At 29.0% G+C, this 23,532-nt stretch carries 16 protein-coding genes; 13 read left to right on the top strand and 3 right to left on the bottom strand.

Going from position 1 to position 23,532, the window contains the following annotated elements:
• Window positions 1–25: 25 nt before the first annotated feature.
• Together L1S47_RS03175 and L1S47_RS03170 are read left to right on the top strand one after the other, a co-directional pair.
• Window positions 26–919, top strand: coding sequence for a peptidoglycan recognition family protein (locus tag L1S47_RS03175; protein ID WP_238882072.1), 894 nt, complete (start codon window positions 26–28; stop codon window positions 917–919).
• 64 nt (window positions 920–983) lie between these two features.
• Window positions 984–1,583, top strand: a complete 600-nt coding sequence (locus tag L1S47_RS03170) for a nitroreductase family protein (protein WP_238882071.1) — start codon at window positions 984–986, stop codon at window positions 1,581–1,583.
• A 22-nt stretch (window positions 1,584–1,605) separates the two neighbouring features.
• Here L1S47_RS03170 and L1S47_RS03165 read toward each other — a convergent pair whose 3' ends face one another.
• Window positions 1,606–3,102 (bottom strand): hypothetical protein, encoded by a 1,497-nt coding sequence (locus tag L1S47_RS03165; protein WP_238882070.1) that lies wholly within the window; start codon window positions 3,100–3,102, stop codon window positions 1,606–1,608.
• Window positions 3,103–3,407: 305 nt separating this feature from the next.
• On the opposite strand from L1S47_RS03165, the gene L1S47_RS03160 reads away from it, so the two are divergent.
• From L1S47_RS03160 to L1S47_RS03120, 9 genes are all read left to right on the top strand, one after another.
• On the top strand, window positions 3,408–5,387 hold the full coding sequence (locus tag L1S47_RS03160; RefSeq protein ID WP_238882069.1) for a metallophosphoesterase family protein: 1,980 nt from the start codon (window positions 3,408–3,410) through the stop codon (window positions 5,385–5,387).
• A 150-nt stretch (window positions 5,388–5,537) separates the two neighbouring features.
• Entirely contained in the window at window positions 5,538–6,224 is a 687-nt protein-coding gene (locus tag L1S47_RS03155) for an ABC transporter ATP-binding protein (protein ID WP_238882068.1), read from the top strand.
• Between the two features lie 20 nt (window positions 6,225–6,244).
• Window positions 6,245–8,731 carry an ABC transporter permease gene (locus tag L1S47_RS03150; RefSeq protein WP_238882067.1) on the top strand — a complete coding sequence of 829 codons (2,487 nt, stop codon included), beginning with the start codon at window positions 6,245–6,247 and terminating at the stop codon, window positions 8,729–8,731.
• A gap of 108 nt (window positions 8,732–8,839) precedes the next feature.
• Window positions 8,840–9,532, top strand: a complete 693-nt coding sequence (locus L1S47_RS03145) for a response regulator transcription factor (protein WP_238882066.1) — start codon at window positions 8,840–8,842, stop codon at window positions 9,530–9,532.
• A 27-nt stretch (window positions 9,533–9,559) separates the two neighbouring features.
• Window positions 9,560–10,801: a sensor histidine kinase KdpD gene (locus tag L1S47_RS03140; RefSeq protein ID WP_238882065.1), complete on the top strand. Its 1,242-nt coding sequence runs from the start codon at window positions 9,560–9,562 to the stop codon at window positions 10,799–10,801.
• 114 nt (window positions 10,802–10,915) lie between these two features.
• Window positions 10,916–12,241 (top strand): hemolysin family protein, encoded by a 1,326-nt coding sequence (locus tag L1S47_RS03135; protein WP_238882064.1) that lies wholly within the window; start codon window positions 10,916–10,918, stop codon window positions 12,239–12,241.
• 113 nt (window positions 12,242–12,354) lie between these two features.
• Window positions 12,355–14,409: a hypothetical protein gene (locus tag L1S47_RS03130; protein ID WP_238882063.1), complete on the top strand. Its 2,055-nt coding sequence runs from the start codon at window positions 12,355–12,357 to the stop codon at window positions 14,407–14,409.
• A 163-nt stretch (window positions 14,410–14,572) separates the two neighbouring features.
• Window positions 14,573–16,288, top strand: coding sequence for a methyl-accepting chemotaxis protein (locus L1S47_RS03125; protein ID WP_238882062.1), 1,716 nt, complete (start codon window positions 14,573–14,575; stop codon window positions 16,286–16,288).
• Window positions 16,289–16,398: 110 nt separating this feature from the next.
• Window positions 16,399–17,574 (top strand): HD-GYP domain-containing protein, encoded by a 1,176-nt coding sequence (locus L1S47_RS03120; RefSeq protein ID WP_238882061.1) that lies wholly within the window; start codon window positions 16,399–16,401, stop codon window positions 17,572–17,574.
• 38 nt (window positions 17,575–17,612) lie between these two features.
• Here the strand turns inward: L1S47_RS03120 and L1S47_RS03115 are convergent, their stop codons facing one another.
• Window positions 17,613–18,713, bottom strand: a complete 1,101-nt coding sequence (locus tag L1S47_RS03115) for an endospore germination permease (protein ID WP_238882060.1) — start codon at window positions 18,711–18,713, stop codon at window positions 17,613–17,615.
• Window positions 18,714–18,821: 108 nt separating this feature from the next.
• Here L1S47_RS03115 and L1S47_RS03110 point away from each other — a divergent pair, with 108 nt between their 5' ends.
• Window positions 18,822–20,237, top strand: a complete 1,416-nt coding sequence (locus L1S47_RS03110; RefSeq protein WP_238882059.1) for a spore germination protein — start codon at window positions 18,822–18,824, stop codon at window positions 20,235–20,237.
• Window positions 20,234–21,355, top strand: coding sequence for a Ger(x)C family spore germination protein (locus L1S47_RS03105; protein ID WP_238882058.1), 1,122 nt, complete (start codon window positions 20,234–20,236; stop codon window positions 21,353–21,355). Before L1S47_RS03110 ends, L1S47_RS03105 begins: the two co-directional genes overlap by 4 nt.
• Before the next feature lie 56 nt (window positions 21,356–21,411).
• Here the strand turns inward: L1S47_RS03105 and L1S47_RS03100 are convergent, their stop codons facing one another.
• Window positions 21,412–23,424, bottom strand: coding sequence for a methyl-accepting chemotaxis protein (locus L1S47_RS03100; protein ID WP_238882057.1), 2,013 nt, complete (start codon window positions 23,422–23,424; stop codon window positions 21,412–21,414).
• Window positions 23,425–23,532: the final 108 nt, after the last annotated feature.

Raw genomic sequence — 23,532 nt, 5'->3', positions numbered from 1 at the left:
TTTATCGTATTAGGAGGAGTTGATTATGAGTATAAAAATAATTGATTTAAAATTAAGTTGGAATGGAGATTTACCCCATGGGGAAAATAAACCAAGCAGAATAGTATTACATCATGCTGATGCCTCAGTATGTACTGTAGTTGATATTCATAGGTGGCATTTGCAAAGAGGCTACGCAGGTATAGGCTATCATTACTTTGTAAGAAAAGATGGAACTATATATCAAGGAAGGGAAGAAAGTCAAAGAGGAGCACACTGTCCAAGCGCTAATTACAATAGCTTAGGAATATGTTTTGAAGGTTCATATATGATAGAAGTGCCACCTCAAGCTCAGCTAAATGCTGGGTTAGATTTAATTGAAGATATTAAGAGTAGGTATGGGAATAACCTGCAAGTATATGGTCATAAGGATTTATATGCCACAAGTTGTCCAGGAGATAAGTTCCCACTAGATTTTATTAAAAATTCAAAAAGTGCTTCTCAAGTAGTACCAGTTCTAGTTCAAGAAGTTACAAAAGGAGATTTTACTTATCCAAATAATGCAAGAATACAAGGAGATTGGTTTTACGTAAGAGATAAGGATGGAGCTATAATTCCTGGACGAAGAGTAGATGATGGAGATAATATAACTGTACTAAATGTATTCTACTCAAAACAACTTGCTGAAGTTGAGTATCCTACACCAACTGGAGTTAGAAAAGGGTATATTACAAATAATAGATTAATTAAATATTATAATCCGTATAATTGGACTAATGGCACAAATAAAATAAATACACATGAAACACCTAATGGAGAAGTTATTGGATCTTTAGAAGCATATGAAGAAGCAACTTTATTATTTAAAGTTGGAGAATGGTCTCACGTTGTGTATACAACATACTTGGGAGAATTCACTAAGAGTGGGTATGTTAAATGATTAAAATTTCTCAAGAATCCATATAATAGTTAAATAAACTATTTCATAAGGAGGAATTTTTTTTATGGAAAAAGAGTTCCATTCAGCGGTGAAAGAAAGAAGAACCATAATAGAAGTAGGTAACGAAATATCTGTTCCAATAAAAAGAATTAGAGAAATTATAGAAGAATCTTTGAAGTATACTCCAACTGCTTTTAATTCACAAAGTGCCAGAATAGCATTGCTACTTGGGGAGGAACATGAAAAGTTTTGGGAAGTTACCAAGGAACATATAATAAAGAATATTCAAAGAGATAGATTGAAAGCAAATATAGAGAAGATAAATGCTTTTAAGAAAGGATATGGAACTATATTATTTTTTGAAGATCTAAATATAATAGAATACTTGGAGCAAGATTACTCTACGTATAGAGAGTATTTTCCAGTGTGGGCACATCAATCAAATGGCATGTTACAGTTTATTATCTGGACATCTTTAGAAATAGAAGGACTAGGGGCATCCCTGCAGCACTATAATACTTTTATAGATAGAGCTATAAAAGAGAAATGGAAACTTCCTGATAATTGGAAGCTTATAGCTGAGATGCCTTTTGGTAATCCTATTTCAATACCTGAAGAAAAACATTTCCAAAAAATCAACGAAAGATATAAGGAATTTAAATAAAATATAAAAACAGGAGCAATTTTTAGTTCCTGTTTTTATATATCTTTTTATTATTAAATACAAAATGTGAGATGTAAATAATCATTATAATTAATACAATATCAAAGGTGAAATTAAATAAAAAAAGCTGTTTAGTGGTATCAGCCTGCCCATTGCCGATAAATGGCATTGGGAATTGAAGTATTCCAATAAATAAAATCGACCAGAATAATTGAATTTTATGTTTTACATCCTCCAAATGCTTTCTTTTTATATATATAAATAATGAAGAGACAATGGCACATATATATATAAAAGAAATAAAGACTAAGTTCTTAGGAAGTATATTATTTCTTAAAAAAGACCATAAAGTAAACCTATTAAAAGAGTTAATTGGTGTAGTACTATAAATTTTGGGATATTTACCTAGTTTTGTTCCTGTAAAAAATGCATTGTTTGCAGTATATTCCATTCCTTTAATTAGTCTTAGTGGATGAGTTATATAGAACTTTATTAATTTCCCACTAGATATTTTATTGTAAAAGTCTTCTTCAGTAATTAAAGTATGAGGAATATATTTTGTATAGGCACTGGTAATTAAATATGAGTGCTTTCCTGCCTCAGAAGCCATATCTGGGTTTAGACCTAAATCTACTAAATCCTGTCTTGGATTTTCAGAATCTTTAAGAATCCCATAGAATACAGAATTATATTCAGTATCCTTGCTCATTTCTTTATGTGTTAATTGAATTTGGAGAGGATAAATTATTAAAATACAAAATAAGAAATAACATAATACTTTCATAAAAGGCTTTAATATATTTCTATTTTCATATAAAAGTTTTATTATAATTACGAGAATAACTGGTAATGCTGATATGACTTGCATTTTCGAACCTAAAAATAAAAATGAAGCAATAAAAATTAACATGATTTTTGAAAAAATCTTTTCTTCTGATTTTAATACGTACCTATGATATATATAGTATATCCATGAGGCTATATATAAAGCTAAAGTGGTAATCATCATAGGTTCACCATAAAGACTATTGAACCACACTAAATAATTTCCATCAAATAAAATAAATAAGCTTAATGTTACCAATAGGAATAGAGTGAGTTTATTTTTGATATTTAAATATTTAATTATTAGATAGATTGATAAGGTATATATTATTCCATAAGTAATAGCTAAATATTGTGTTTTAAAAATATCACTCCCAAAAGCTTTACAGATAAAACTTATCATACTTATAAAATAAGACATGCTTGTTGAAATAAATATAATTAATATCCTAGTAAGAGTGAATGGAGCTATTTTATAATCAGTTACTGGGTATTTATAAAATCTTTCAAAACTAGGATCCATAAAGTCTTTTGAAGGTAATTGCAATCCAGATACACTCATTACTCTGTCGAAGTCACCTTGATCAGCTACTCCAGCTTCAGGATATTTAAAGAGTACAAATGTTATAATACCCAAAGCTAAAACAATAAAAGTAATTAATAAAAGCTTAGTAACATTCATTTTTAGTTTCATTGAAATAATCCCTCTTTCTATATAATTAAATAATTCATATGAAAGGTTAGCATAGTAGTGTTAAGTTTATAGTGTTTAATTTGCATATAATGTAAAGTATTCTCATAAGAGTGTAAATTTATTAGTTTTAGAATATAGATAAAAAATATGAGAAATAAAAGTTATTAAGGTTTACGGCAATAGGCATAGAGTATTTACATATAAATACAAAATTAACAATTTATTACCATAAATTTACAGTGCTTTAAATGGATTTAATAGTAAGGTGCTATAGTTATTATGTAAAAAAATCCAGGAGGTAAGAAATGAAAAAGAAAATATTATCATTAACAATCTCTTTATCTATAGCAATGGCACTGTTTTCACCTACAGTTTTAAAAGTTAATGCTGAAACTTTGACTTACAATGAAACTACTATTAATGAGAACTTGAATGCTACAGTTGTTCCAGATCACATTGTATTAAACTGGACAGAAGATCCTAGTACAACTCAAACTATTACATGGAGAACTTCTAAAGATGTTAATTTAGGGGAAGTAAGATATAGAGTTAAAGGAACAACTGATTTTACTACTCTAAACGTTGATCCAAGTAACATAAAAGTATTTTCTACAGTACCCTCTGATACAGTTGGAAATATGAAAGTTTTCTCATTAACAATTAAAGGATTGCAGCCAGGAAAGGCGTATGAATATAAAGTAGGGGATGGAACTAATTTTAGTAATATTAGTACATTTAAAACTGAAGCAAGTAACAATAGTAAAACTAAGTTCTTAATATTTGGGGATTCTCAAAGTGGGGATTCAAGTAAACCTATATATGCTCCATGGCATGATACAGTTCAAAAAGCTTATAGTGATAATCCTGATGCTAATTTCATGGTTAATATTGGAGATTTGGTTGAACAAGGACAGAATTATCAACATTGGAACAATTGGTTTAATGCTGCGAATGGAGTTATTAATAATATTCCTGAGATGGTGGTTCAAGGAAACCATGAAACGTATGTTCCAAGTGGTGGTTCATCAAAGCCAGAATATTTCACAAATCAATTTTCAGTTCCTAATAATGGACCTTTTGGGTATGAGGGACAAGTTTACTCATATAATTATGGTAATGTACATTTCGTAGTACTAGACAGCCAAGAAGATGAAGAAGCACCTTCAAATGATAACTTTCTTAAAACTCAAGCAGACTGGCTAGAACAGGATCTTTCAGCGAATAGGCAAAAATGGACAATTGTAATGTTCCACAAGACTCCTTATTATAATAAGAAGACTAGGAATAATCCAGCAGTAAAGGATATTTTCACTCCAGTAATTGAGAGACACCATGTTGATGTTGTTCTGAATGGACATGACCATGGACTTTCAAGAACATATGCTATAAATGGGGATAACTACTATACAGACTATTCTAAGGGGACAGTATATTATGTAACTGGTAGAAGTGGAAATAAGTTTTATACTGATCTTTCAAATAAGACTTGGGATGCCTTTTTCCAAGACACACAAGATAGTCCATCCTATGAAGTAGCAGATATAGTAGATGGAAAACTAACTATAAAAGCATATAAATATAGCTCAACAAATCCAGCATATTCCAATAATACATTAGTTGATACTCTTGTAATAGATAAAGATAATCCAAACAATAGTACAAGTCTTACATTAAACAAAAATGATAAAACAAAGCTATCAGTGGCTGGTTCTGTAATTTCAGATTATGATGTAGATGTAGTAAATAATAAGGCATATGTAGATCCATCAAAGATAGCTGAAATTTATAAAGGAACTTATGATAAAACTTCACTTACTTTAACTATAAACTCTAAAAAATATGTATTTGCATCTTCAGATCTTTTAAATAACGATGCCTCAAAAGTGAATCTTGATGCATTATATAAGTCAGGGATTAATTGTAAATATAATTCAGATTTAAATGTTGTGTTGATTGATTTTACAGGAAGAGTAGATACTACAGGCTTTACAGGTTTTGTGATTGGCTCAATACCAAATTCAGGTACGAATCCTCCTTCAAGTGGAAATAATCCATCAGGGGGAAATAGTAATACATCAACACCTTCAAATAATACTTCTGGAAATGTAGATAATACAAATATCAATAACTTAACTAATTTATCTTCAAGCTCATTACCTAAGACTGGCTCAGTAATTGGAATGGATTTGATTATAGTATTAGGAATTGCTATAATTTTGAGTGGCATTTGCGTATTGAACAGAAAAAGAATCTCAGAAAAAATTCATAAGATTATAGGTAAATAAGAGTAAGTTATATTAAATAATGTATTTAAAAAGAGTTTTCTTACAGAACTGTAAGAGAGCTCTTTTTTATGTAAGCTAATAGACATAGAGTGGGGTATTAATGCAAGCTATAATAAAAATATAAAGTGATGAATATAAGGAGAGATAAAAATGGAAGTTGTAAAAATTGAAAATTTAAATAAGACTTACGGTAAAGGGGAAAACAAAGTAGAAGCTTTAAGAAATGTTAATCTATCCATTAACAAAGGGGAATTTGTAGCAATAGTTGGAGCATCAGGTTCTGGAAAAAGTACACTTCTCCACCTATTAGGAGGGCTTGATAAACCTTCTAGTGGAAAAGTTGTTATTGATGGAGAGAGTATATATGATTACAAAGAAGAGAACCTTGCAATATTTAGAAGAAGAAAAATAGGATTTATATTTCAATTCTTTAATCTAATACCTGTGCTTGATGTGGAAGAGAATATATCACTTCCAGCTCTTTTAGATAATGATAAGGTTGATAAGAAATATTTAGATGAGATAGTTGAGTTACTAGGATTAAAAGAAAGAATAAGACATCTGCCTTCTGAACTTTCAGGTGGACAGCAACAAAGAGTATCTATAGGAAGAGCATTACTTAATAAACCTTCCATTGTACTTGCAGATGAACCAACAGGAAATTTAGATAGTAAGAACTCAAAAGAAGTTATTGAGCTTTTAAAGTTTACTGCAAGAAAATACAATCAAACATTAATACTCATTACTCATGATGTAAATATTGCATCTATGGCTGATAGGGTTATAACAATACAAGATGGTGAAATAATTTCTGATGAGCATTTAAAGAGTAATTAGGGGACAGAGGTGAAAAAATAATGATAACTAGTTATAAACAGATTACCGGAAGGTATCTTAAGTCAAATAAAAAAAGAACAGTTTTAACTATAATAGGAATAGTATTATCAGTAGCTTTAATATCATCAATTGGACTATTTGTTAAAGGGCTACAATCTGCTCAATTAGAACAGACAAAAAATGATTATGGTTCATTTCACCTTATGTTTAAAAATACTGATGAAGAATTATTTTCTAAGGTAATTAATAACCCTAAGATTTCTAAGTATGGTTACTATAAGTTGGATAAGGATATAAAGGTAAATGACCATTTAACAGCAAATGAAATAACAGCCACAGACGATGCATTAGAACTTACACCATATAGGATTAAAGAAGGAAATATGCCAGTAAAGGATAATGAAATTGCACTAGAGCAATGGTCTCTTAAATATTTTTCAGAAACAACTAAAATTGGAGACAAAATAAATATTAATAATAAAGAATTCACTCTTACTGGAGTATTAGAAAATAGTATAAAAAGTCAAATGGATAATAAACCAGTGATATTAACAAAAGACAATAATATTTCTAAAAAAGGTTCGGTATTATTAGTTGAGTTTTCTTCTAAAACCAAAATAAGAAAAGCATTGGATGAACTAGAAAAATTGACAACAAAAGAAAACTATGTTGAAAATGCTCCTGTATTAATGATAGAAGGGGCAGGTGGTCAAGATTCTGGGTCAAAAGGGCTATTTGCAACACTTTCAGTAATAATTGGTATTGTAGTAGTTTCAACAATAGCTGTTATATATAATTCATTTCAAATAAGTGTTGTAGAGAGAATAAAAGAATTTGGATTATTAAGAGCTGTTGGAACTACACCAAGGCAAGTAAGAAATATTGTTTTCAGGGAAGCTACTATGCTGGCAATTATAGGTGTACCTCTTGGATTATTATGTGGATGTATAGCAATGGCAGTTATAAAGTGGGTGTTTAATATAATTGGAGGGGACTCTGTAATGCCACTTAACTTAGTTATTGATCCATTTGTAATGGGATTGAGCACAGTGGTGGGAATAATATCTATATATTTATCAGCATTAATTCCAGCAGTTTTTGCAGGAAGGATATCACCACTAGAAGCTATAAGTAGTAGAACATCAATAACAAAAGGAAAAATTAAAAGAAGTAATAATAGAATTATAAAAATGCTTTTTGGCTTTGAAGGATCTATGGCAGCTAAGAATATAAAAAGAAATAGAAAGAGATATAGAATAACTGTTTTCTCTGTGCTAATAAGTGTTGTACTTTTTGTATCCTTTAAGTCATTAGTTGATATGCTTATAAATGTTACTAATTCTCCAAATGAATCAAGAGATATTCATTTTACAGTATATAGTGATGGCGGCGATGCAAAGAAAAATACTTCAGAGTTTGATGAATTAGCAAAAAGTATAAAAACATCAAATTTAGTGGATAAAGTGTATAAATCCTATAGTACTTATTCATTTGAGACTGCCATCAATAATGATAAAAAGGTAAAAGAAGTAGAAAACATAGATGGAGTATATAGGAGTGCAAGTGTAAATGGAACAGAAAAAACAATTTTAGAAGCAAATATAGCTGTTTATGATGAAGATTCTTTTGGAGCCACAAAAAAATATTTAGATTCAGGAAGTATTGATAGTGATAAACTTAATAAAGAAAATGGTGTAGTATTAATTAATAAAAATGCAATAGACAATCTAAAAACTAAGAAGAAATATGAAGGACCAGTAGCTAATCTTAAAGTTGGAGATGAAATAGAACTTCAACTTCAAGACTCAGATAAACCAGTTGAATTTGGAAAAGGGCAAGTTAAAAAAGTTAAAGTATTAGCCATATTAAATAATGAACCTTTTGACTATTATGGAAGTCAAACTGGGGTTAAACTTATCACAACTAAAGAAGTTGCTAAGGCCTTAACAGGAAGTGATGCTACAATTAATTCTCTAAATATAGCTCTCAAGAATGTAAAAGATGAAAATGCCGAACTTGCAGATTTACAAGCAAAAACTAAGATTAATAATAATTTAAATATAACAAACAATATAGATGAAAATAGAAGAGACAAATCAACAATGCTAATGCTTCAAATATTAGTTTATGGATTCATTATAGTAGTTTCACTCATAAGTAGTGTAAATATAGTTAATACGCTTACTACAAATATTATTTTGAGAAAAAGAGAGTTTGCAACCTTGAAATCTATTGGATTAACTCAAAGGTCCTTAAGAAAAATGATAATATTAGAAGGATTGCTTTATGCATTCTGGGGAACATTATATGGAGCAGTTATTGGTTCAGGATTATCATATTTAATGTTTAAAGGGCTAGGCGGAGTAAGAGAATTCCCTTGGTCTATTCCTTGGGAAGCGATAGTTATAGCTGGCGTTGGAGCAGTTGTAATAGGATACCTTTCAGTATTATCGCCACTAGCAAGAATTAAGAAGGATAACTTAATTGAAGTAATTAGAGAAGAATAAAGGAGATGAAATGCTTCCGTACCATTGTGTAAGGAAGCTTTATTTCCATTATATAGAGAAAAATTATATAATAAATCTATGGGCTAAATAATTTAAGAGGTGATGGTATTGAGTAAATTATTGTTAGTGGAGGATGATGAATCTTTAGCTATCGGAATAGAATTTACACTTAAAGATGAAGGATATGAGGTTTTAAGGGCAAGCACATTAAAACAAGCGAATGAGTCTTTTGAAGCAGAGGAAATAGATTTAATTATTTTGGATGTCAATTTGCCAGATGGAAATGGATATGATCTATGTAGAGAAATTAGAAAGAAAAGTGATGTTCCTATAATGTTTTTAACTGCATTAGATGAAGAAGTGAATATAGTTTTAGGGCTTGAAATTGGTGGAGATGATTATATTACTAAGCCATTTAGAGTTAGAGAACTTTTATCAAGAGTAAAAGCTTTATTAAGAAGAAATTCAAAAAATATATCAACGGGAAATAAACTGAAAAGTGGGGATTTAGAAATAGATACTTCTACAGCTTCAGTAAAAAAATTAGGAGAAGATATTACATTAACTGCACAAGAATATAAGCTTTTATTAACATTTTTATATAAGCCAGGGGTAATATTAAAGAGGGATGAAATATTAAAGGAACTTATTGAAGGAAATGATGTTTTTTTTGATGAAAACACATTATCGGTATATATTAAGAGAATAAGAGAAAAGATTGAGGATGATTCTAAAGTTCCAGAATATATAATTACTCAAAGAGGATTAGGATATATGTGGAATAAGGAAGTTACTCAGTAATAATCATTTAAAATAAGGAGTTAAAGTATGAGAAAAGAGTTTGTTAATCCAGAAATAAAAATAAGCTCCGCAGTTCTTTTTCTAATAATATCAATTTTTTTATTTGTTACAGTTATAACACAGAGGCTTTATTATAATGGATTGAAAAGTAGCTACATAAAAGCCATAGGTGCTGTTACAGAAAAAGCGATAGATAAGAATCCTGAACTTGAAAAAGAGCTAGTACCTTTAGTGACTAAAGGAATTACAAAAGAAGATGAATATCGAGGAGAGAAATTTTTAAATCAATATGGATTAAATACAGATCTAGAAAATAACTTATTTCCTTATTTAAATGAAAACAGTATTTTAGAGAACAGTTTTATAATAATAGAATTTTTAGTTATGAGTATAGTCCTTTTAATTTTTAACTTTTTTCAATATAAGGTATTTTACAAGAAAATAGGATCATTAATAACTGGAGCTAAAAAAGTAATTGAAGGAGATTATTATCTACCAATAAGTGAACATAAGGAAGGGTCATTATCAAAACTTGCAGTATCATTTAACTCTATGAGAGAGATTATAAGAAATAATATAAATGAATTAAGTAAAGAAAAACAATTTTTAGTGGATTTACTTTCAGATATATCACATCAATTAAAAACACCGCTATCATCAATGATTGTATATAATGATATCATGCTAAATAAAGAATTAAGCATAGAACAAAGAAGAACTTTTTTATTAAATAATCAAAATCAACTTAATAGGATGAATTGGTTAATTCAAAGTATACTTAAGTTAGCTAAGCTTGATGCTAAGGCAATCGAGCTTGAAAAAGAAGAACAAAGTTTGAATGAGACAATTGAAGAAGCTATTGAGGTTTTGCAAAGTAAGGCACTTGAAAGAGAAGTTAGGATTCACTTTAATTCTGATAAAGAGGTAAAGTTAGAACATGATAGATTATGGCTCCAAGAAGCATTTATAAATATAATCAAAAATGGAATTGAACACACAGATAATGGTGGAGAAATAAGTATAGATATCTTTGAGAATCCAATATATAAGAAAGTAATTATTGAGGATAATGGAGAAGGAATAGATAAAGAAGATTTACCTAATATATTCAAAAGATTTTATAAAGGGAAAACTTCAAGAAATAGTGATTCAGTTGGAATAGGATTAGCATTAGGTAAATCCATAGTAGAATCACATAATGGATATATTGAAGTAATGAGTCAAAAAGGAAAGGGAACAAAGTTTACCATAATTTTCTTGAAATATTGATAATTTTAAGCTTTTAGGAATAATAATGAAGTAGAGTAATATATCATAATTTGAAAATGTAACGATTTTATGTTATGATAAAATGGTAAATTTTTATAAAATGGAGGAAAGATAATGGAATCAGATCCTGACCCTGCGAACGTAATTTCGCAATTGATACTAATAGCAATACTTACTCTTTTGAATGCTTTTTTTTCATCTGCAGAGATGGCTATTGTATCACTAAATAAGAACAAAATAAAACTTCTTTCAGAAGAAGGAAATAAAAAGGCACAGCTACTTGAAAGGCTTATGCAGGAGCCTACAAAATTTTTGTCTACAGTACAAGTAGGAATTACACTTGCAGGATTTTTCTCAAGTGCATCAGCAGCTACAGGAATTTCAGAAGATTTAGGAAATGTTTTAACAGCAATTAATATACCATATAGTAGACAGATTGCATTAGTACTAGTAACAATAGTACTTTCTTACATTACACTTGTTTTTGGAGAACTGTACCCTAAGAGAGTGGCTTTGAAAAAGTCAGAAACTATTGCAATGTTCTCTGTAAGACCAATACTATTTGTTTCTAAGTTAACAGTACCATTTGTAAAGTTATTATCAGTATCTACAAATGTGTTACTTAGAATTACAGGCTTGAATAGTAATGACTTAGAGGAGAAGGTCTCTAAGGAAGAAATAAAATCCTTAGTAGAAGTTGGACAAGAACATGGAGTAATTAATGAAACTGAAAAAGAAATGATAGATAGTATATTTGAGTTTGATGATATATTAGCTGAAGAGGTTATGACTCCAAGAACTGAAGTATACTTAATTAATATAGATAGACCATTAATTGAATATCTTGACGAACTTTTAGATGAGAAGTATTCAAGAATTCCAGTATTTGAAGGGGACAGTGACAATATAATCGGTATACTATACATGAAAGATTTTATAATTGAAGCACGTAAAGTAGGCTTTGAGAATGTAGATATAAGAAGGATACTACATCCAGCATATTTTGTACTTGAAAGAAAAAATATCGATGAATTATTCAAAGAACTTCAAAGTACAAAAACTCATATGGCAATACTGGTAGATGAATATGGTGGTTTTTCAGGAATAGTTACTATAGAAGATTTGATTGAAGAAGTCATGGGAAATATAGATGATGAATATGATGAAGATGAACCAGATATAAGAAAAATAGATAATAATACCTATATTGTTAATGGACTAGTTCCTGTAGATGAACTTAATGAAAGTCTTAATTTAGAATTGGATTCTGATTCAGATGATTATGATACATTAAGTGGACTTTTAATTAATATAATTGGACATATACCTAATGAGGGTGACCAAGATATTATTGAGCATAAAGATATAATCTTTAAGATAGAGGAAGTAAAAGAAAAAAGAATTAAAAAAGTAAGGATTTCTTTGGGGAATCCTGTGTAGATTAAATGAGGAAGATTAAGAAAGAGATTTCTTAATCTTTTTTATTTAGTTTAAAGGAAATGATAAAATGATATATAATTGAATTAGGAATAAAAAGGAGGATATTGTTTAAGGTGGAAGGTAAGAATGTGAAGAAAAATGTAATAATTGGCGTTGCTATTATTGTAACCATATCAATATGTCTAACACTTATTTATTTTTTTAAGTATAAGAATAAAAATGTAGAGACTGTAAGTAAATTCTACTTATATAAAGAAAATAATAATAATAATAATGAGATATATACATTAGATAAAGAAAATAAAGAAACTAAACTAGATGAAGGAAGTGCTCAAATAGTTTATGATGAAAAACTTAATAAATATATAGGCATTAATTATAATGGAGAATTATATTTAATTGATGAAAAAGGTGAAAAAGAAAATATAGATTCAAATGCAGATATTAATGACTTAGAAAGTAGAGATGGAACTATTTATTATCTTTCAAAAGATGGAAGATTAATGATGAAAGAAGTAGATAAAAAGCCTGCATTAGTTGCAGAAGATAAGATTTCATCTTTTTATTTGCAAGGAAAGGATTTACTTTATTATTATGATGATAAGAGAATACTTCATGTATTAAAAGATAATAAGGAAATTTTTAAAACAGAGAAAGCAGCAGGGTTCTGTAAGTTTAATAATGAAAGCAGTTTTTTTATTTATAGTATGAATAGTACCAGTTACTATGTGGACTTAAATGAAAAAGACATAAAGCCAAATGTACTTAAGGATGTACCAACTATTATACTTTTAGATGAATTTATAAAGGACAAGGATTTTATATATAATACGATTGATGCAAAAAGTAGTAGATTAAATCTATATGTGAAAAAGTACGATGAAAAACCAGAATTATTAGCAGATAGAGTGACATTTGACTGTATATCAGATGATAAAAAAGGAGTTTATTATATTAACGATATTAAGGCATTATATTATAAAGGCTTTGATGATAAAGAATCCAATAAGATAATGGATAATATAGTATACTTAAAGGTAATTGACAAAAATACAATACTTACTAAGTCAGTAGATGGAAAGTTGAGTATAGTAAAGAATAATAAAGAAATAACTGAATTAGGGGATGTTATAGATGAATATGGAAGTTATGATGTTTACCTAGATTCAGTTGCAATGATAAAATCTAAAAATAGAGAGTTATATATTGGAAATAAAAGTATAGCTGATAATGTTAAATCCTTCAAGGTAAATGGAAGTGACTTATGCTATATAACTGAGGATAACGAAATATATCTAATAAAGAACGGAAAAAAGCCAGAATTAGTTATAAAAGACGCAAAAAAATATAATAAGATATTATTAAATGATAAGATAATATTTACTAATGTATTTGATATGTCAGATTTAGAAGGGTATTGGATCGGAGATAATAATTCTAGTTTTGCAGCTCATTTTACGCTAGAAAGTTATGAATATTTAACAGGCTATAGAGGAAAAACATTCTTTAATATAAAGAAGTTAATCAGAGAAAATAATAAAAGCATAAGATTGCAAATAAGTGAAGACGATCCTTTGGACTCAATTGGTGTTAAGAAATTAGATGACGAAAAGATTGATGTTGGGGGAAGCATATTAAAAAAATCTGACAAAGAGACATATGAAAGATTTATGGAACTTACAGATAAACAATTGGAGAAATTTCTTCCTATGGCAAATGCATATTTCAATTCACAAGCTAATTTTAACCAAGCTATTACAGAAAAGGGTATGGTTTATTTTGAATATACTGATAAAAATAATCCAAGTAAATTAATTTATATTGATGAGTCAGGGAAAATATTTAAGGACTCACCTTCAGGAAAAGAAGTGAGTGTGAATGAGAAAAACAATAGTGGAAATTCACAGAACTTGGACAATAGTGGACAATCTAAGTACAGTGATATAAGTAGTGATGAATTAAAAAAACTAAATGATAAAGCAAATGAAGAACTGATGGGAACAGCTTATTTAGAGGAGGAAATTAATTATAAGGGCAAAAAGTATTATAAGTTTGTAAGCACTAGTAATAAAAACTCTAATATATATATATTGATAAAGACGGAAAATGTTATAATGATGGTGGAAGCATTGAAAAATATGGGTTGCTCCCAATTAAAAATTAAATAATTACGCATATAGATAAAAAAGTCCTACAAATATCAAATTTTTCATATTTGTGGGGCTTTTCGTTTGTGCTAAGATTATATTGTGCATGAAAACGTATAGATTTGTCTTATTAAGACATAGGCATTTAAGTTTTTTCATTAGCTTAATTAAGGAGGCAGATATTATGAATTGGTTTAAGAACCTAAGAATATCTCAAAAGCTTATACCAACATATATACTTATAGCTCTTTTCATTGGACTTGTAGGGTTTATAGGACTACAGGATATGTCTAAGATTAATTCAAATGCAGTAGAGATGCATGATTATAATTTAGAGTCAATAAAAGCAATGACTACAATAAAGCAAGATGTTGCTGATATAGATTCAGATTTACTAAAGTTAACTTATCAAAATTTGAGCGCAGATGAAAAAGCAAAATTAACAAAAGAAATTTATCAGTTAAGAGCATCTGATGATGATTTAATTAAAAATTATGAAGAAAAATTATTATCTAAGGAACAAGCAGATATATTCAGTCAAATGAAAGATAATCTAAAGAAATTTAGAGATTCTGGAAGCAGAGTAATGCAATATTCAGTTATAAATAATAGTGATGAAGTAAATAAATCTTATTCTGAGGTTACAGAAGCAAAAGTAAGCTTATATGATAATTTTAATAAGATTATAGAAATGAATACTGTACAAGCTGATAATTCATATAAACAAAATAATGAAGTATTTTCAATTTCTAAAATAGTTATGATCGCTATAACAATAGTAGGCCTTATATTTGCAATTTTAATTGGAATCATTATATCTATGTTTATATCTAAAAATATGCAGGAACTTTTAAAATTTGCAAAATTGATAGGTGAGGGAAATCTAACCGGAAAAATAAAAAATGACACAAATGATGAAATAGGGGGAGTTGCAAAAGCATTGAATAATGCGTCCCTAAATATTAGGAATCTAGTTTCAGAAATTATAAATAGTTCAAGTGAAATTAATTCAAATAGTGAAAAATTATCAATTGTTACTGAAGAGGTATCAGCAAAAATGGATATTGTTAATATATCCACGGAAGAAATAACAAAAGGGGTTCAAGATTTGAGCGCTACAGCTGAAGAGGTTGGGGCTTCAACTGAAGAAATAAGCTTAACAACCAATTTACTAGCAAATAGAGCGAAAGAAGCAGAAATATCGGTGAATAGTATTAAAGAAAGAGCATTTAATATAAAACAAAAGGCATCTAAAAGTATTGAAGATGGAAATAGAATTTATAGTATTAATCATAGTAATATTACTAAAGCCATTGAAGAAGTTAAGGTAGTTGAGGATGTAAAAGAAATGGCTAATTCAATTGGGGAAATAGCAGAGCAAACCAATTTACTAGCTCTCAATGCAGCAATAGAAGCAGCAAGAGCAGGGGAGCAAGGAAAAGGATTCGCAGTTGTAGCTGATGAAGTCAGAAGATTAGCTGAGCAATCAGCAAATACAGTTTCAGAAATCCAAAATACAATTAAGAAAATAGGAATCGCTGTGAGAAATTTATCTGAAAGTGGAGAAGATGTTCTTAATTATATGGATAATAATGTGAAACCAATTTATGAATTATTGATGAGCACAGGAATACAATACGAGAAAGATGCTGAATTTGTTAATGATATGGTAGTAGAAATATCACAATCCACAAAACAAATGAATGAAGTAGTAGAGCAAGTAAGTAAAGCTATAGAGATTGTATCTCAAACTGCTGAGGAATCATCAGCTGGAACACAAGAAATATCTAATAGTGTAGCAGAAATAACTCATTCAATAAATAGCATAGCAAAGTCTACACAGTCTCAAGCAGAGCAATCACAAATATTAAAGAATATGGTTCAAAAGTTCAAAATATAGATTAATAGATGGATATCTAAGAGTAGTACTTGAGGATATTCATTTTTTTAATCACAATTAGATGTTATATGCTATAATTGTTAATAGATATTTTACTGGGGGTTCTACTGATGCTAGAGAGAAAAAACAAATTCACTATTAAAAGAATGAATAAAACACTTTACATGAATAGTGAGCAAAGAAACTTTTTTAATAATAAGGTTTCATTAATAGTTGATTCATTAGTTGATTCACATAAGTTAAATAAAAGAGAATTTTTACAAAAGATTTTTAACGCAGCCTTTAAGCTTATACCAGAAGCTGAAAAGGGATCTTTTTATGAACTGAATGAAGACAAATATATCCCTATTTTTTTACAAGGCTATGATTATAGTATAATAAAAAGTTTGGAGTTAAGTGTTGATGAAGCTTTTAATGATTATGAATGTTCAAGTTTTTCAGATATAGATGCATATGAAGTGCATATTTCTGAGCGAAATGATAGTAGATATAGTGAGGAGACTATTGAAATATTTAAAAAACTAGGAACGTACACAGATTTTACTTGCTTGTATGCACCAATACATGTAAATGGAATGAATTTAGGCGTAATATGTCTAGATAATTTTAATAAAACTGGATTTTCTAAGATGTCAAAAAAGATTCTTAAATTTTATGCTCAGTTAATTTCGAACTTTTATGCAGAGAAAATTAATAGAGAGAATGAAACTAAAAAGAATCAAGAAATAGTTACTGCATTAATATCCGCAATTGAAATTAAAGATATATATACAGAAGGCCATGCAAAGCGTGTTAAAGACTATAGTATTGCACTGGCTAGAGAATTGAATTTATCTGAAGAATTAATAAAAGATATTGGAACAGCAGCTATTTTACATGATGTAGGCAAGATTGGTATACCTAATGAAATTCTAATAAAAAAGGGAAAGCTTACTGAAGAAGAATATGAAGTCATAAAGGAACATCCTTTATATACAAAAAAAGTTTTAGAGAAAATTAGTGGATTTGGTAAAATTGTAAACTATGCATATCATCATCATGAAAGATATGATGGACATGGATATCCGGAAGGGTTAAAGGGTGATGAGATTCCATTTCCTGCCCAGATTATTCAGTTAGCTGATTCTTATGATGCTATAACATCAAAAAGATCTTATCGTGATGCTAAAACATCAGAAGAGGCACTAGAAATAATTAAACTTGAGTCAGGAAAGCAATTTAATCCTGAAATAGTAGGTGTAGCCTTAAGAGTTTTTGGAACACATAAATTAAATAAAGAAGCTTGATAAGCTAAAAAGATGCGTTTATTAATAAGCGCATCTTTTTAGTATTTACTAATCAGTTGACTTTTCTTAATCCTCCAATTAAACAAAAAGAATGTAATAAAAGGGATTAATACAAAGTTAATCAAACATATATACTCATAATAGTTTAGTAGCTTAAATAGAATAAGAGAATTTTTAGTTGTAAAGTAAGCCCCGGTTATAATAAAGATAGTTAGAATATAGCTCGCATATTTAGTATGTTTTTCTTTGAGATTATATAGCTTTAATGTAGATAATAGTGCATAAAAAGTAATTATATATTTTAGTAACCAACCATCTATGATTTGAAAAATAACATAAAGCTCACCAAACTCTAAAAATTGAAAGTAGCTTATTAGCTGAGTTTGTAGTAATTTGGTGTAGTTGATTGACATGACTCTAGTAGGACCAAAGGTCATTATGATACCAGAAACAGAGATTATTTGCATTTGTATTAATATTAGGAGGGCTATAATAACATACTTTATAATTTTATTTTTCGAATCAGTAATTTTTGATATGTAAGGTAAAGCGATAGAAACAGTTCCATAAAGACCTAAGGTTTTTAGAATGCAAATAATAAAACCTCCATTAATTCCATGTTCTAAGACAGGAAATAAGTATGATATATGTTTATATTTAGAAGTTAGCATTCCAAGGTTAATACCTGCCAAGGATATAAGTATAATACCTATTATTGTGACTGTTACAATGGCTACAATATTTTTATTTATAGTATAGAGTAATGGAATGGTAAAAAATAAAATAAGAAACCAGTTTGGGGTTTCTAAAAGCATATTTTCATGCATAGAGTCAGATTCCACAGAAGCACATTCAATCAAAGTAAGAAAAAGAGTTAGTAAGAATAGTATGAAAAAAACATTGCCTAAATGTTTACCTAATGAAGTTTGGTATATTTCTTTTATAGTATAAGAATTATTTTTTCTCCAAACTCCTATTACGTATAAAAAGTAGAAGAAAATGATTATAGAGGATATTATTATTGCTATCCAACTATCTCTTGCTCCATTTTTCACATAGGTTGATGGATAGGTTTTTAATGAAACTATGGATACGCCTAGAATCAAAAAAAGAAAATGTCTAGGAGAGAATTTATCCATGTTATGCCTCCTTAAGTATGTAGTTTATGAAATATTTACAAAAGTATTATCTGCAAGATAATGAATATTATTACACCACTAGTAAGAAAATAAATTTGGTGATGAAATATGGATAATATAAAAGTTAATGACATAAAAAATAGGTTGGCAAACATTTATGATATTAAGTATCGAGAAATAAGAAATGACAAAGGTAATATTACATTAATTTATGTGGATAGTCTTTGTGATGCAAAATTTATAAGTGAATATGTAATTGCTCCAATGATGAGACATACTCTAGCATGTAATGATATTGAGAAAATTAAAAAAGAAGTGATAGTTGCGACTACGGTAAATGATATCAATTCTTTGGATCATGCGATAGATCTTATTTTATCAGCTCATGTGGTGATAGTATTTTCATATTTAAATAAGGCGATTTATTGTGAGGCAAAGGGTTTCGTAAAAAGGGCAATTGATATACCTATTACTGAAACTGTAATTAAAGGACCAAGAGAAGGCTTCACAGAGAATATACAAGATAATATATCAGCAATAAGAAGAAGAATAAAGACTCAAGATTTAAAGATAGAAAATATGAAGATTGGAAAATATTCAAAAACTGAAATAGCTATGATTTATATACAGGGTTCAGCTCCAGATAAGCTTATAAATTATGTTCGAGGAAAAATAAATAACATAATAGAAGCTTATGGAGAAAATTCAGTGTTATCTGAAAATAATATTGAAGAAGAATTAAGGTGCAAAGGGACTGCATTTGATACTATAGGATATACTGAAAAGCCTGATATTGTATCATCAAAAATTATGGAAGGTAGAGTAGCTATATTAACTGATGGAACTAGTTTTGCAATTACAGCACCATACTTTTTTATAGAAAACTTTCAAACAACTGACGATTATACACTTAATAAGTTCTCAGCTAATTTGGGAAGGATATTAAGATGGTTTAGTTTTTTGTTGGCAACGTTAATTCCAGGCTTATATCTTTCACTAATTACTTATCATTTTAAGCTTGTACCTACCATTTTTCTATATAGAATTGCAATATTTAGAGCTGGAGTTCCAGTTCCTACAGTAGTGGAACTTGTATATATGATAGTATTCTTTCAAATAATTAGGGAAGCAGGGGTCAGATTGCCACAGCCCATAGGTCCTACTTTGAGTATAGTTGGAGCACTTATCTTAGGAGATGCTGCAGTAAACTCTGGGCTTGCTTCTCAAGTTACTGTTGTAGTTGTAGCCATTACAGCAATAGCATCATATTTAATTCCTAGTATGCAAGCAGGGGTGTTTATGTGGAATTTGGTAATTATTATTTTCTCTTCACTATTAGGGTTGCCTGGGTTTTACATGGGAGTAACTATATTTATTTCTCATCTTGCTAGCTTAACAAGTTGTGGATATCCATATCTTTATCCATTAGGAACATTAAAAAGGCTTAAGTATAAAGATGTAATCTTCAGAGGAGATTTAAAGAATATATCATCAGATATTCTTCCTAGGGAGGAGAAATCATGAGAAAAATAATTTTAATAATGTTAATGGTTATATCCTTGAATTTAAATGGATGTTACAACTACAGGGATATGAATAAGCTTCTTTTTTCAAGTTTGCAGATATATGATATAGATGAGAAAGAGGAGGAATATAAAGTTTATAATGAGTGCTTTAAGGCGTTAAGAGGAGAAGGAGAAAAGGCTGGTTTTGAAAGAAAAGTTATTTTAAAAGGTAGAGGAAGAAGTATAAATGATGCATTAAATGACCTCTATATGTCTGCAGGTTATCAAATAGCTTATGATGTAAACAAAATTTTAATTTATACAGAGGGTGCTGCTAGATATGGCTTAGATAATTTTACAGATTTTCCAGATAGAGATCCAAAACCAACCTTAAGACAATTTATGTTTATATATGAGGGTGATCCTGAAAAGTTTATTAACATTTCTTTAGATGATGAGAAGTATTTGGGGGAATTTCTTGAAAATATGATGTTATATCAAAATAAAGCTTCAAATATAATTGATTTAAGACTTAATAATTATTTAAATAATAAGCTTATGGGAAGTAGGACAAATGTTATACCTATTATTGAAAGGACTGAAAAATCTATAAAAACTAGAATTGGAGTTAATGGTGCAGCAGTTTTAGTAGATGGAAAAATGTTAGATAAAATTAATAATGAGCAAGTCGAGGCATATAATCTTTTAAACAACAAGCTTAAATCAGGAGGTTTATTTGTTGGAAATCCAGAGCATAAAGAAAAGATTGTTTCTCTAAATATTTTATCAAGTAAGCCTAAAAGAAAAGTATATTTAGAGGATGGTAGAATTAAAGCAAATATAGTTATAGACACAAGACTATCTGTTAATGAAGCGCAAATTAGCTTAAGATTAAGTGATGATAATATTAGAAAAGAGATAAAAGATAGTGCTGAAGATAAGATAACAAAAAAGTGTAACGAATTATTTAATAAATTTAAAATGAATGGTATAGATATTTTGAATATTGAAAGAGAATTGAACATGAAATATCCCAATCATAATATAGAAAATCCAATATCAAAGACAGATTTAGAGGTTCAAGTAAATGTTAGAATTGACGGAAGTGGAGATATTAAGGATACACAAGGAAAATAATATTATATACATAAAAGAAAAGAAGAGTATAAGTAACTTATACTCTTCTTTATTTATTACTTGAGCTTAAAGTGATTAATTTCTACTTCCAGTTTTTGAGCTAATTCCTTAAGAGTGTTTGAAGCAGAAGTAAATTCACTCATAACAGCTGTAATTTCTTCTGTTGAAGCAGATACTTCTTCTGTACTTGCAGAGTTTTCCTCAGCAACTGCAGATATACTTTGAATTCTATTAACTATATCATCCTTGTGAGCATTAGTATCATTAATTGAAGCCTGAGTTTCTTTGATTCCGCTCATTAAATCATTTATAGAATCAAGGATTTTACTGAAAATATCCTTAGTTTGACCTACTGCTGCAGTTTGTTCTCTAACAACAGATTTTGTAGTTTGCATTGAAGTAACTGCTAGTTGAGTATTTCCTTTAATTTTCTCTATTAGCTGTTGAATTTGATTAGTAGCACTAGTAGATTCTTCAGCTAGTTTTCTGATTTCTTCAGCTACTACTGAGAATCCTCTTCCAGCTTCGCCAGCTCTAGCAGCTTCTATAGCAGCATTAAGGGCTAATAGATTAGTCTGCTCAGCTATACTATTAATTGCATCAGTGATTAAGCCAATTTGAGCAGTTGATTCATTCATCTCATCTATAACATTTGAAACTGATATAGTTGAAGAATTTGCTTCCTCGGTTTTGGAAGTAAGTACATTAACTACTTTTAATCCATCTTGGCTAAGTGAATTAGTTTCATTGGAAATTGTATTCATCTTATTTGCTAGCTGCTCAATATTTTCAATTCTTAATGCTAAATTATCAATAGCTTCAGCACCCTCTTGGATATCTCTAGCCTGAGAAGTTGTACCTTGAGCTACTTGGTCAATTGTTAAGCTAACTTCGTTTATAGCCTTTGCAGTTTCATTTGCACTATCGTCAATAGATACTGCAGTCTCTGTTAATGAATTTGCTGAGTTTTTAACATTCTCCATCATGTTAGTAATTTGATCTAACATTTCATTAAAGTTATCACCTAACTCTAAGAATTCATCCTTTGAATCTATCTTAATTCTTGAGGAAAGATCTCCAGCAGAGGCTTTCTCAAAAATCCCTTTTAAGTTTAATACATGTTTAGTAATAGATCTACTAGTTAAGATTGAAACTATGATTGAAATAACCGCTATAGCGAAAATAATATATAATGTTGTATTACGAATTCCATTGGTATCATTAGTTAGCTCAGTTTCATTCATTGCTGAAATAACTTTCCATCCAGTTATTGAATTAGTGGCATAACTAGAGAATTTCTTTTCACCTTTATATGTATAAGTTCCAAAACCTTTAGCTTTTGACTGAACATCTTTCCATATATCTAATTTAGTAACATTATTGGCACCTAATTCACCTGCATTTGGATGAGCAATAGCATTTCCAGCTGCATCAGTTATATATACATATCCACTATTTCCTAGTTTTATGTCTGATAGTTGTTTAGAAAGGGTATCTAAACTTAAATCAATAGATACAACACCTACGATTTGTCCATTGTTTTCAACTGCTTTAGAAACAGATACTACAAAGTTTCCACTGGAAGCATCTTTATATGGATCAGAAAAAACAACTTTACCTTTGTTTTCAACTGCTTTTTGATACCATGGTCTTATTGTAGGATCATAATCTGCAGGTAATTGTTGGGCAGGATATATGTCCATTTTCTTTGTAGCATGTCCAAAATATACATTTAAAAAGTCTTTATGACTATTTTTTATATCTCCCAATAATCCCATTACATTAGAAAGATACTCTGGATGAGCTTCAATATCTCTCAAGTTAGCATTTACGGACATCATATCAGTAGTATTTTCAATACCTGTGAAGTAGTTATCTATGCTTTTATTTACTTGTGTAAGATTCTGATCTGCAGAAACTTGAAGCTTATTGCTTAATAGGGTATAAGACTGCTTGTACGATAATATTCCAAGTATTAAAACGGGCACAATACATAAAAGTAATAGAATACTTAATAGTCTCACTCTTATGCTGCTTAAATTTAATGAATTCTTACTTTTCTTCGACATATTAAACACTTCCTCTACAATATATTACATACTTTGATAATATCATATTTCTACTCATGAATAAACAATAATCTGCAAAGAAAAATTTGAGTTTCTTAGTAAATTAAT

Origin of the sequence: Clostridium sp. YIM B02551 (assembly GCF_022324735.1) — a bacterium.
Taxonomy (GTDB): domain Bacteria; phylum Bacillota; class Clostridia; order Clostridiales; family Clostridiaceae; genus Clostridium_T; species Clostridium_T paridis.
The sequence above is the reverse complement of the archived record's forward strand: the minus strand, read 5'-3'. Positions and strand labels throughout refer to the sequence as shown.

Coding starts and splice junctions, on each gene's coding strand:
- L1S47_RS03175 (WP_238882072.1), top strand. CDS start 26: ATGAGTATAAAAATAATTGATTTAAAATTAAGTTGGAATGGAGATTTA.
- L1S47_RS03170 (WP_238882071.1), top strand. CDS start 984: ATGGAAAAAGAGTTCCATTCAGCGGTGAAAGAAAGAAGAACCATAATA.
- L1S47_RS03165 (WP_238882070.1), bottom strand. CDS start 3,102: ATGAAACTAAAAATGAATGTTACTAAGCTTTTATTAATTACTTTTATT.
- L1S47_RS03160 (WP_238882069.1), top strand. CDS start 3,408: ATGAAAAAGAAAATATTATCATTAACAATCTCTTTATCTATAGCAATG.
- L1S47_RS03155 (WP_238882068.1), top strand. CDS start 5,538: ATGGAAGTTGTAAAAATTGAAAATTTAAATAAGACTTACGGTAAAGGG.
- L1S47_RS03150 (WP_238882067.1), top strand. CDS start 6,245: ATGATAACTAGTTATAAACAGATTACCGGAAGGTATCTTAAGTCAAAT.
- L1S47_RS03140 (WP_238882065.1), top strand. CDS start 9,560: ATGAGAAAAGAGTTTGTTAATCCAGAAATAAAAATAAGCTCCGCAGTT.
- L1S47_RS03135 (WP_238882064.1), top strand. CDS start 10,916: ATGGAATCAGATCCTGACCCTGCGAACGTAATTTCGCAATTGATACTA.
- L1S47_RS03125 (WP_238882062.1), top strand. CDS start 14,573: ATGAATTGGTTTAAGAACCTAAGAATATCTCAAAAGCTTATACCAACA.
- L1S47_RS03120 (WP_238882061.1), top strand. CDS start 16,399: ATGCTAGAGAGAAAAAACAAATTCACTATTAAAAGAATGAATAAAACA.
- L1S47_RS03115 (WP_238882060.1), bottom strand. CDS start 18,713: ATGGATAAATTCTCTCCTAGACATTTTCTTTTTTTGATTCTAGGCGTA.
- L1S47_RS03110 (WP_238882059.1), top strand. CDS start 18,822: ATGGATAATATAAAAGTTAATGACATAAAAAATAGGTTGGCAAACATT.
- L1S47_RS03105 (WP_238882058.1), top strand. CDS start 20,234: ATGAGAAAAATAATTTTAATAATGTTAATGGTTATATCCTTGAATTTA.
- L1S47_RS03100 (WP_238882057.1), bottom strand. CDS start 23,424: ATGTCGAAGAAAAGTAAGAATTCATTAAATTTAAGCAGCATAAGAGTG.